The sequence below is a fragment of the Algibacter lectus genome, from assembly GCF_004368925.1.
GTDB classification, from domain to species: Bacteria; Bacteroidota; Bacteroidia; order Flavobacteriales; family Flavobacteriaceae; genus Algibacter; species Algibacter lectus.
Window position 1 is genome coordinate 978749 of sequence record NZ_SORL01000007.1, and the last position, 13002, is coordinate 991750.

Below are 13002 nucleotides of genomic sequence, written 5' to 3' on the forward strand. Positions count from 1 at the left end.
GTTATATCTTTTTCTTAATCTTATTATTAATAGTTTAAAAGCTTTACAGGTCCTTGTATACCTGTTGGTACTAAATCTTTATATCGTCTAGTCCAACCATTTGTCATTTTATTATTTTTAAGCGATTTGGCGTAGTTTGCCAATACTGTGGTATAATGAATTTCTATTTCATTATTGCCTTTTTTAAGATAATCTTCTATATTATAAAGCGCTTTTCCGTACCAACGTTTCCCTACTTTTTGTCCATTTATGTACAACTCTGTAACTCCTTCGTTTACATCGCCTAAATCTAAATGTGTAAAACCTGCTGTGTTACTTACCGTTGTTTTATAAATTATTTTTCCACCAAAACCACTTTGTGTGCTATCATTAGATTTGCTAAAATCGATAAGTTCTTTCATTTGCCACGTAAAAGTTTGCTTATCTATTTGATTTCCTGTTACGGTCCAATTAACATCTAATACTTTAGAATCTTTTATTTTAGTGCTTACAGGAACAGCTTTTACAGATGGTTTTTCATCTTCAAAAATTAATAATAAAGACTCTAAAGGTTTTAAACTGATGCTTAACTCATTTGTTTTAGAAGCGTAATAATATGGTGTTCTTTCTCCTGTTTCAGGATTCCAAACCCAAGGGTATTTCCCTTCAACAGGAAATTTAGCATCAAAATTGGTGGTTTCGAACCTGTGTATATTCGTAAAGAAGTAAATATCTTTATCAGCAGTAAACTGATGTAATTGATACACCTTTTTTGTTGGATTGCTAATGACAACATCTGCAGCAATTTTAGATTCTTTTAAGATCTGTTCTGTCCATGGCAATAAGTCATCTAAAGATTTTGGTTCTTTTACCTGAATGAAAGATTTAGGATTTTCTGCCAACAACTTATCTAAAGTACTTTTTACAATGTTATCATTTTTTTCAAAATCTTTAAAATGTAATGATTTTGTTGGCATTTGATCTACAACCACTACTTTTCCTCCAGATTCTACATAGTTTTTTATAATGATTGCAGCCTCTGGACTAATCGATTTTAAGCTTGCTAAAACAAGTAAATCATAAGTCATATCACCAAAAGAAATAGTCCCATCTTTAATTACAGATCCTTCTAAAACTCTTTGATTGATGTATTCGCACGAATACCCTAACTGACTGATAGGCTCCCATAATTTATACAAATACCCTAAGTTATTTTGTAGTTTTCCACGGTTTAACCCGTAATCTCCCCAAACATCTGCAGTTGGGCCAACAATAGCCACCGATTTTTCTGCTTGCGAATTTTGAAATACATGAGATAAACGTGCATTATAACCTGTCCAATGGTTTAAATGCTCCCACCATGTATTATGTTCACTAAAATAAGTACCAAAACGTACCCATCCTGGAAACTCAACTTCGGGTGGCGAATAATTATAACCATGCACTACAGTATGATTAATTCCTGTAATAAAATTCATATCATCATGCTGCTTTATCTCTTCAAGGGTTGCTTTAAAAACCCCATGTAAATTGGTAAATGCTTCACTACTTGTAATTTTCTTTCCTGTTAAGTGTGCCCCTGCAGATGCGTGCATGTTCCAAAGCATATACCCATGATCTTCTTTCCATTTCCAGATAAAATCTTTCATTTCAACGGTATAAATCCAGTTATTACTTTCTGGAATATCTGGTATCATATTACCATCTAACAGCCCCATTAAAAATGGTGTTCCGTAAGCTTGGTAACGACATAGTACATTATTTTCTTCACAAAAATCTTTATAAGTTTGGGTAAAGTTTTTTAAGAATGTTTCTACCAATAGTTTATTATAATCATAACGTACACGCTTTAATTGATCTTTAAACTCTGGTGTGAAATTTTTAGAATATTTATCTTTTGAATAATCATCATAGGCTAAATAAAATACAAAAGGCATCCAATTATCTAACTTATAACCATACGCTTTATAAAAAATATCAGCAAAACCATCGGTCCAGTTTGCTCCAGAAACTTCTATACTATCGCAAAATAAAGCTCTTATTAAATCGCTTAAAGGATATCCAGATCGCTCAGATATTTTCTTTAATCTATTTAAATACGCTAAGGTCATTTCTTTTTTATAATGATCCATTACAGGTCCTGCACCACCTGGCGCACCTAATGTTACATCTCTAAAATTTTGTTGTACTAAGCCATAGCTTAAAAAATAATTTCCTTCTTTTTCTATCTTGTAAGATAATTTTCCGTTGCTATCTATATGCTTTTTTAGATCTATCACCTCATTGCCATTCTTGCAATTTTCTGGCACTAACGTTACGTGCGATAGTTTGTAAGTTGTACGCTCGCTAATGTGTTTTTGAGCACGGTAGTTTTTATATTTTTCTTTATATAAATTGATAAGAAAAGGCTCGTCTACAGAAATAGTTTCGCCACCTTTATACACCACATTATCGGAAACCATACGCTGGCAAGTTTCATCGTCTTTAAGAAACTCTCCACCAAATGGCCAACCTGTACCGGCAATCATATCGGTAATCATGCCTAAATCTTTGGCTTTTTTACTAGCATGTACTACCATATCAATCCATTCGTCACTCATCCAAACTAAAGACTTATCGCCATTATCAGGAGCTGCCGGCATACCAATAGGATTAATTTCTACACCGCCAAAACCAACACTATGAAGCGACTCTAATTCTCTATCTAATTCTTTCGCTTTAATTTTATCTCCGTTCCACCACCAACGAACAAATGGACGTGCTTGGGCTGGTGGATTTTGAAAACTACTGTAAAGATCTGGACTTGTTTTTTCTACATTATCAGTATTGCAACTACCTACAATAATAAAGAGAAATACATAAACCGATAATGTTCTAAAAATTCTCTTAGTAGTTAATGTTCTTTTATTTTTCATTTTATACTTTTTTAATTTTTTCTGTGTAAAAGATTTATCGGTGGATACCTTAAAGCATCAAGTGGCTTCAAATTAGTATAAGTTTTAAATTTAGGATCTATTAATATGGTGTCCAAAGCAGTAGATGCCATAGAAAACACTGGTACCATATACTTATTAATTGCTTTTTCAGGACCGCCTTCGGTAATTTGCCTTTGAGGCCATTTTTCAATACCTAACACAAAAGGAGTTAAATACGAATAAGCTTTCTTTAGGCTTCTACCTTCTTTTGTTTCATAAGCCCATAAATCTATGCCTAATTTTTGCCCCATAAGTGTCAACTCCGTCATAGACCATAAATTTAAAGTGGCATACTGAACAGATTTGGTTCTACCCATTTCCCTAGGCTGACTTCCATCTGGCATAATTTGATCTGCAATTCGAGCTTGTTTAGCATCTTCAACCACCTGTTTAGCCTCTTCATTTTTACCGAGATACATCATTAACCCGACTACTTGATAATTATAATGATTTGCATGGTTCTGTCTAGTTAAACCCGCTTCAATTGCCATAGGGTTGGTTATAAGCCAATGGAGATAATCATTAAACCAAATATCCATGCCTTGTTTTACGTCTTTAGGTAGAATCCCATCGTTTTCAAACATTTGCATTGCTGTGATTACTTGAGATTGCTGACACCATTCCTGTACTCCGGCCTTTCTTCCATCTGCAAGTCCTGGAACTGCTTGACCAAAATTAATATTGGGATTTACCCTAGTTTCAAGATTCAAATACCAAACCTTTATCAATTCAATCGCTTTTTCTGCAAACCTTTTATCTTCTGAAAAATAATAAGACCATGTTAGCTTCTCTATGGCATCAAAAAAAGCTGTATTTCTGCTAAAATCTGTATCTGCACCAAGTGACACAGGATTAATTATACCGTCGCGAGCAATCCAAGGCAAGCCATCTAGTTTAGAAGCATCTGGCCACCTATAAGGCGCGTAACTTAAATAATCGTGCAAATCTTTACTAGGAGGAATTTGGGTTTTATTTGTTACAGGGTCCGCCACATAATCCAACGCCGCTTGTCCTTCTTTTAACACCTCATGGTACTTATTATTGAAATAACTATCCTTCTCTTTAATTCGTTTTTTTACTAATTGTAAATGAAGTTCATTGTAATATACCAGCCCAATATCCAGATCTGTTTTAGCCTTATTTTCTTCTTCGAGATATACTTTATTTTTAGATGAAGAATTACATCCTACTAGAGTTAAAACAACTAAAGCAAAACTAAAACGGAAGTATCTAAGAAATATATGTTTCATATTTTATCTTATTTAGATTGATATATTTTTATTTCTGAAACTGATGGTGCTTTTTTAGCATCAATAATATAAATTCTACATTTTGTAGCTGTAACAGCATCGATTTTATGCGTTTTATTAGCCCCACAAGTGGTATCACTTACAAGATCTTTCCACGTACCATTATCCCAATATTGAATTTTATAGTTTGTAATTTGATTGTCAAACTCATTAATCATTATCTGGTTAAACGTTTGAGGTTTTACCCAAGCGACTTCTAAATATTGATTTTTAGTTTCAGCAGATAACCAGCGTGTTTCATCATCTTCATCATTGGCTTTAAAAGCTTCAAAACCTGGTAGTTTTTCAGTTTCAATAAACATAGACGATGCACTCATTCTACCTATTAAAGCAAAATTAATTAAGTTATTTAATGGCTCTGGATAGCTTGTTTCTGGCACATCGGTCACATTAAAATCATAAATACCAGATGTTACATTATAGATTACATAATTACCAACCGCATCATTTTTTTCTGTACCTACGTAGCTTATATATTCTGAATTTTCGGCTAATGCTCCGCCTTCAGTTATACTATTTTTATCCGTTGCTAGTAAATATACTTTTGCCGTTGTATTTACAGGAACTTCAATATGAAATGTAGCTGTGTTTGCTTTCTTTGTCCAATTAACAACCACATTACCATACATCGATTCGTATGCTGTATTGGCATAGGTTAAATCGCCAACAGGAGCTGGTTTTATAATCATATTTTGCATTCCTAAACTTTCCGGATTTGGTCTAATTCCACCAAAACCTTTAATAAAATACCCACCAATACCTGTGTAACAAGTGTGAATTTGACTATTTCCTACCGCAGACCAACGCTCTGGCCATACCGTTTTACCTTGTTCCAGAAAATAGCCATAACTAGGATGGTGTTTGTCTCTTAACAACTCATAAATTAAATCCATACGCTCACCAGACTCTGTAAAATAGCGTGTATAAAGGGCTTGACCAGAACTACCTGTATCGTAATATGGAAAATCATACAAGACATTATTAACCAATTGCGCCTCTGCTTTTTCTTTTTCTGATGCTGGTGTTACTCCCGATAAAAGTGCAAAAGCTTGATCTACTTGATACCCCTTTAAATATTTACCCGTTTCTGGGTTGTAAGATAGTTTATGGGTTGCTTCTTGCTGCACTTTCAATCTATTTTTATAAGCTAGCGCATCTTCAGTTTTATTCAGTGCCTCAGAAATATGCATCGCATTTTCTAACATAAAAGCATATAAACAATTGTTAAAATGTGCTGCGTCTGGAGAATTACTACTTGTCCAGAAATTACCACGTGGCGTACACCAATCTCCCAAACCTGGCATTTCTCTTTTTCCTTGTTCACCAATTATTAAAGCACCACCAGTTTTGTAATTAGAATGCTCATACAACCAAGTCATCCATTTTTGCATCGATTCGTAATTATCTTCTAGTACTTTTTTATCGCCTAACATTCTGTAAGTTTCCCAAACTGTTAGTGGGTTATTTGCTTTCCACATTAAAAACGGACGATCTTCTTCATTTAATACGGCTCTAGTTTGACCATCTGGAAATTGTGCATCTCTAGTATATTGTAAATATTGATCCATATACGCGCCACTTTCAAAATTGGGCAACGCATCACCATACATTGCAGCTACAGTAACTTCTCCCCAACCACGTCGTTCACGGTGTGGACAATCTACCAAAATACCATCCATAGTATTGGCTAAATAGGTATTTAAATTAACTTGATAAATTTGATTTAATTGCGCACTTGAAGATTCAAATTTGCTGATTTGCTTACGATTGTTAGTCACTACATAACCTCTTGCATCTGCTATTTTAGGTTCATATTTTAACCCATAAACGGTAACCCAACGTCCTCCTGCAACATTAAACCGGTTGGAAAACTTTCCTTTTCCTGATTTCCCAAAAATATATTTACTTTTTTGACTCCAATTCATAATTCTTTCGGTCTGATCACTAATTTCAAACAAAATAGAATCACCTTCCTTTCCATTATACAAATCCATTTCAAAAAAACCTGTATAGTTTTCTCCTAAATCAATACGATAGGTTCCATCATCATTTTTAGCAACCCCAATAGCTTTTATCTTCTTAAATTTTACTTGAGGCTCTACCATTTGAGCGCTTAACTCAGCTTTTATTGGGCTATACAACGCACGAACTTCTCTGTTTTTATTACTGTTTAAGGCAAAACTTATATTGTTACCTTCAGGTATTTTAGCATTTAAAACTTCATAATCGTACACACTTGCATTCATCCAATTGCTATCATTATATTGTGCAGTATTCCAATCGTCTTCTCTTTTGCTATCATCAATCGTTTCACCTCCAAAACGCAGAATATCCCAATCGCCATAATATTCAGAATTACTTTTTTTAGTTTTCCAAGTTTCATCTGTTTTTAAAGTAATATTTTCTCCTCCTGCAACAATTTCGGCTTGTGCTTTAAATACAAACGGAACCATTCTATATTCTCGAATACGTGTCCAACGTGCCCAACCAGCAGCGTGCCATACCGCAATAACATTGTTTCCTTTTTTTAATTTATCAGCAATATCATACGTTAAATAAGGAATCCTTTTTTTCATATAAGAAGCCACAGGATTCAATACATTATCGGTAACTTTTTCACCGTTCACATACAATTCATGATAACCAAAAGATCCTACGTGCACAAAAGCCGAAGTCGCATTTTCTGAAAGTGTGAACGTTTTTCTATACCAGTTATGATCGGTCTTTTTTTGATCTGCTTTGTAAATCCAATCCCCTTTCCAATCTTCTGATTTTAAAAGTCCCATTGAAAATTTACCAGAATCACTCCAATTAGATTCCTTGTTTGTAGCATCCCAAACTTTTACTTTCCAAAAACAGGCTTGGTTAGATGCTAATTTTTTACCCGCGTAAACATTATTTACAGACGCATTGGTTTCCGTTTTACCAGAATCCCATAAATCGCCAATATTATTGTTCAAATTATCTAAACTACTCGCAACAAGTATTTGAAACGCTGATTGTTTTTGTCCTCTTTTTTGATGTTGATCAACTAACTTCCAACTTAATCTTGGCGCAGTATTATCTATACCCAAAGGATTTACGCGGTATTCACAACGCAAATCATTCACTTCAAGTATTTCTGAATTATCAGATTTACAACTAGATAGTAATGCTAAAAAAAGTATAGTCAGCATAGTACCGCCTACCCATTTTAGATTTGTATTGAAGAAATTATTCATTTTATAAATTTTGTTTGTAGTATGATATTCAACTATTTATTTTTGATACACTTCAAATTCTGAAACACTAGGTTTATCTTTAGCGCTAGTGATAAATAATCTACATTTTTTAGATGTAACCGTTTCAAAATTGAATGTTTTAAGATCTCCAATAGAAGTTCCGTTAGCAAGATCTACCCATTGGTTTTCTTTTAAATATTGAATTTTATAATTGGTGATATGCTTGTCTATTTCTTTAAGTACAATAGTATTGAAAGTTACAGGCTTCACCCATTCTATCTCTAACCATTCCTTTTCTAAACCACTTGCTTTCCAATGCGTTTCAGTATTTTCATCATTCGCTCTAAAAGCTTCAAAAACTGGTAATTTATCAGATTTAATAGTCATTGAAGACGCATTCATTCGTGCTATTAAAGCTAAATTTTCTTGCTGATTTAACGGCTCTGGATAGGTTGTTTTTGGAAGTTGCGTCACGTTAAAATTGTATACACCAGAACTAACTTCATAAATAACATAATTTCCAACGGCATCACTTTTTTCTGTGCCTATATAATTAATTCCATCAACATCTTCTGCAATAAGATTACCTTCTAAAACATCTTGACTTGAAGTAGCCGGAATGTATATTTTAGCTGATGTATTTACAGGAACTTCAACTTGAAAAACTGCTGAATTATCCGTTTTTTTCCAATTTACAGCAATATCGCCATACATCGATGTATAAGCTGTGTTAGCGTACGTTAAATCGCCTACCGGAGCAGGTTTTACAATAAAACGTTTCATTCCAAATGTTTCAGAATCTGGTCTTATACCTCCAAAACCTTTGATAAAATAACCACCAATACCTGTGTAACACGTGTGTATTTGACTGCCACCTACCGCAGACCATCGCTCTGGCCATACCGTTTTTCCTTGCTCAATAAAATACCCATAACTTGGGTGGCGTTTATCTTGAAGTAGTTCGTAAATTAAATCCATACGTTCGCCGTACTCGGTAAAATAACGCGTGTAAAGTGCCTGACCAGAACTACCTGTATCATAATATGGAAATTTATACAATACTTGGTCTACCAAATTATCATATACCTTTTGTTTTTCTGATTCTGGCGTAATACCTGCAATTAATGCAAAAGCCTGATTTACTTGATGCCCTTCGCCATATTTGCCTGTTTCAGGATTGTAAAGTTCTTTATGCGTAGCCTTACGCTGTACCTCTAAACGGCTTGCAAACACTTTTTTATCTTCATCTTTATCTAATGCTTCGGCAATATTTTTTGCTGATTCTAGCATAAAAGCGTACACACAATTGTTAAAATGAGCAGATTCTGGGGAGTTACTAGACGTCCAGAAATTACCTCTTGGCGTACACCAATCTCCTAAACCAGGAAAAGCCATAGAACCTTGCTTCCCTATTTTTAACGCTCCGCCTGTGTTGTAATTAGAATGTTCGTATAGCCAATTCATCCATTTTTTTAATGCTGGATAATGATTGTTCAGTAGCTTTTTATCACCTAACATTCTGTAGGTTTCCCAAATGGTAATTGGGCTATTTGCCATCCACATTAAAAAATTAAAATCATCACCATTAATAACCGCTCGCATTTTACCATTATCAGCTTGAGAGTCTTGCATAAATTGTGCATATTGCTCCATATAAGCTCCACTTTCAAAATTTGGTAAAGCATCGCCATACATAGCCGCAACAGTAACCTCTCCCCAACCACGTCTTTCACGATGTGGACAATCCACCAAAATACCATCAATAGTATTTGCGATATACGTGTTTAAATTAATTTGATAAATTTTATTTAAAAGTTCGCTAGAGCTTTCAAATTGGCTAATTTGTTTACGATCATTGGTTATTACATAACCCTTAATATCTTTTAATTCTGGCTTATAATTTATCCCCTGAATTGTAATCCAACGACCACCTGCTACATTAAAACGATTGGTAAAATGACCTTCTCCAGATTTATCATAGATATACATACTTTTTTGTTCCCAAGAAGAAGTTTGTCCTAGCTGGTCACTAATTTCAAAGGTTACTGTATCACCTTCTGAACCGTTAAATAAATTCATCTCGAAGAAACCTGTGTAGTTTTCTCCCATATCTACCACGTAAGTACCATCGTTATTTTTTTGAACACCAATAGGTTTTACCTCTTTAAACTTAACTTGGGGCTCTACCATTTGCGCACTTAGAGTCGCGGTTATTTTACTTGTTGGCGGATTATTATCGGTGCTTTCTACAACTTTAGCTCCTTTTAAACCCAAATAAATATCGGCTTTACCAATTTCTTTTGCATCAGACTGATTGAAAACAACGGCATTTGCCCAATTGCTATCGTTGTAATCTGCTTTGTTCCAATCATCTTCACGTAAACGCTCATCAATGACTTCTCCTCCAAAATTTAAAATATCCCAAGGCCCGTAATACGCGCTGTAACTTTTTTTACATTTCCAGGTTGTATCTGTTGCTAAAACCATATTATTACCTGCAACAGAAATATTAGCTTGCGCTTTAAATACAAACGGCGCATCGTGATACTCAACCATTCTTCCCCATCTAGCCCAACCTGCAGCGTGCCAAATACCAATAACGTTATCTCCTTTTTTAAGGTGATTTTTTATGTCGTAGGTTAAATACGGTAAACGTTTTTTCATCATCGAATACACCGGATTCATAACAGCATTACTTACTTTTTCGCCATTAACATAAACTTCGTGGTATCCAAAAGAAGCCACGTGTATAAGTCCAGATTCTGGAACATCAGTAAGTATTACGTTTTTTCTGTACCAGTTATGATCTTTTTTTGTTTGGTCGTTTTTGTAAATCCAATCGCCTGTCCAATCTTTTTCGTTTAACAATCCCATTGCAAATTTGGCTGGCTCACTCCAATTAGAAACGCTACCAGATACATCCCAAACACGAACTTTCCAATAACAAATTTGTCCGGAAGTTAATGCTTTACCTTGGTATATATTATTAACAGATTGCGCATCTGAAACCTGACCAGAATCCCATACATCACCTTTATTTGCATTTAGATTTTCTAGACTATTGGCTACTATTATTTGAAACCCTGTTTGCTTTTGACCACGGGTTTTATTTTTATCTATAATTTTCCAACTTAATCTTGGTTGCACATTATCTATTCCTAACGGATCTACAAGGTATTCGCATTTAAGATCTATTGGCGTAACCTCGCTTTTAGTTTTTGAATTACAACTGATTATTGTTAACATAAAAACGGTAACAATAACAACTTTAAAAACTGAATTAAATGGACTTAATAATTTATTTTTCATTTGTAATAATTTAAAAATCTTATAATACATGTTACCCGTATATTATGATAAAACACAGATTTGAAAACATGCTTTATTTTAAATTGAAGTAGGGACTTTATTTTTTTATAAATTTCTATAATTAAACACTATTTATCAATTAACAATTTGATATATTAGTTGCACAAAATGATATGAAAAATACATACCGAAAATATCTAATAACTCTTGAAAATGATAAAAAATGGGGTTTTTACATAAATAACCTAGGACGAACTGTTATCGAAAAAAACAGTAATTACCCTCCAAAAGACCATCCAGATAATTATTTTTTCACTTGGAACAGAGGTCGTGTTTTAGATGAATTTCATGTTGTGCTTATAACCAAAGGCGAAGGGTTTTTTGAAAGTAAAGAAAGTGGACCTCTAAAAGTATCTGATGGGGACCTTTTTTTATTATTTCCTGGAGTTTGGCATAAATACAAACCGTTAAAAAAAACAGGATGGACAGAACGCTGGGTTGGATTCTCTGGTGACATAGCCAATCAGTTATTATCAAATGGTTTTTTTACGCCTAATGAGCCTGTAATATCTAAATGCAATAAACCTCAAGTTTTAAATTATTTTAATTCCCTTTTTAAATTATTTGATAAAGAACCTTTTGGGTTTCAAAAATTAGCCTCGGGTATATGTATGCAACTTATGGCAGAACTCCACAACATAAAGCACGGAGGAAACAACATAGAAGACCTAAACTCTATGGTCTCTAAAGCAAAAGGTTTAATGTATGAAAACATTAATAAAAACATTGACTTAAAAAAAATGGCTGCCGAATTGGGTGTGAGCTATTCTAAATTTAGATTAGACTTTAAAAAGCAAACGGGTGTTTCTCCTTTGCAGTATTATTTATTATTAAAAGTTGAAAAATCTAAAGAGCTACTGTTAAGTTCCGAAAAAAACCAAAAAGAAATAGCCTATGAGCTAGGTTTTGAATCTGATTATTATTTTAACAGATTGTTTAAAAGTAAAACGGGATTATCACCTGGTAAGTATAGAAACCTTGGTAATAATAAATAAGTAGAGAGAGTTACAAACTCCCTCTACTTATTTATTCTATAAAATATTAATATTTTTTATTTATGTACTACAAATAAATCTACTCTGTTAATTCAACTGTAAATTCCTCGAATTTAACATTTCTATCTCTTATTACTAAGGTGTCTTTTACGGCATGCGTTTCATTATTTACAGCATCTGTATATGAATAATCTAAATAAATGACATCACGCTTTTCTCCACCCCATTCATCTCCATCTTGCACGAACTTTCCTGAGCCAGATACATTATAAGGATCTTCATCAAAGCTATTAATAGTACAATCTCCATTTTCATTAAAAGCTAACTCAATGTTCACATTACCAGGACTAGAAAGTCCACCTCTACGAACAAGGTTAGATAATTCAATTTTATCTTTCCCTGTTGTAGATAAAGTTACCAACTCATCCTTTACCACAAATTCTTCATGATAAACATTATTCACTGTTTCCCCACCTGCATTTGTCATTTCATCCGCACCACGGCGTAAATAAACACCTTGATATTTATTCATAAATTTAATACCAAAAAGTGTATAATCTTTAGGAACTGTTTGCCAATCATCACTCTTTATTTTTATTGGGCTATCAACAACAGGAACACCGGTTAACAGAGAGTCTAATTCTTCAATCTGTGTTATTTCTAAAGGAATAACATAATGCACCTCACCGTCTCCCGCAAATGAAAGCGGATCCTCAAAAAATGCATCATTTAACTGAACTGGTATACGCCCTTTAATAGATCCTTTTGGAATTGTTACCGGGCTTTCTTGCTCAATAGTATAATATGAAGATGGCAATACCTGTACGTTTACAGAATCGACCCCTAATAAGGTTGAGTTAATCAAATCTGGTGCTAATTCAAAATAGACCTTCCTATTTTTATTATTTTCATAAACTCCAGACATGGTAACCCCAATTTCAAACCGATGATTATTATCATTTTCATTAAATCCCAAATCATATTCACCTAAAATTAAAGTTCTTATTGGTGTTTGGAAAGGAAAATATACTGAGGTCGAACCAAAGTCATCAAATTCATTTTCCTGGTTCTCGCAAGCCAGTATACAAAAGGCAAAAGCGCATATTATTAATAAATGTTTTTTCATATTTAATATTTTTAAATTCTTTTAAAA

6 protein-coding genes are annotated in these 13002 nt (G+C 33.7%); 1 reads left to right on the top strand and 5 read right to left on the bottom strand.

What is annotated here, in order from left to right:
* Positions 1-26: 26 nt before the first annotated feature.
* The 4 genes from DFQ06_RS05005 to DFQ06_RS05020 are packed head-to-tail and all read right to left on the bottom strand — an operon-like array spanning position 27 to position 10794.
* Complete coding sequence (locus DFQ06_RS05005) at positions 27-2894, bottom strand: glycosyl hydrolase (protein WP_133966387.1); 2868 nt, start codon at positions 2892-2894, stop codon at positions 27-29.
* Between the two features lie 11 nt (positions 2895-2905).
* Positions 2906-4204, bottom strand: a complete 1299-nt coding sequence (locus DFQ06_RS05010; RefSeq protein WP_133966389.1) for an alginate lyase family protein — start codon at positions 4202-4204, stop codon at positions 2906-2908.
* An 8-nt stretch (positions 4205-4212) separates the two neighbouring features.
* Entirely contained in the window at positions 4213-7485 is a 3273-nt protein-coding gene (locus DFQ06_RS05015; protein ID WP_133966391.1) for a family 78 glycoside hydrolase catalytic domain, read from the bottom strand.
* Positions 7486-7521: 36 nt separating this feature from the next.
* Positions 7522-10794, bottom strand: coding sequence for a family 78 glycoside hydrolase catalytic domain (locus DFQ06_RS05020; protein WP_159140027.1), 3273 nt, complete (start codon positions 10792-10794; stop codon positions 7522-7524).
* 173 nt (positions 10795-10967) lie between these two features.
* Between DFQ06_RS05020 and DFQ06_RS05025 the strand changes: the two genes are divergently transcribed.
* Positions 10968-11849, top strand: a complete 882-nt coding sequence (locus tag DFQ06_RS05025; RefSeq protein ID WP_133966394.1) for an AraC family transcriptional regulator — start codon at positions 10968-10970, stop codon at positions 11847-11849.
* A gap of 79 nt (positions 11850-11928) precedes the next feature.
* Here DFQ06_RS05025 and DFQ06_RS05030 read toward each other — a convergent pair whose 3' ends face one another.
* Positions 11929-12975: a DUF5627 domain-containing protein gene (locus DFQ06_RS05030; protein WP_133966395.1), complete on the bottom strand. Its 1047-nt coding sequence runs from the start codon at positions 12973-12975 to the stop codon at positions 11929-11931.
* Positions 12976-13002: the final 27 nt, after the last annotated feature.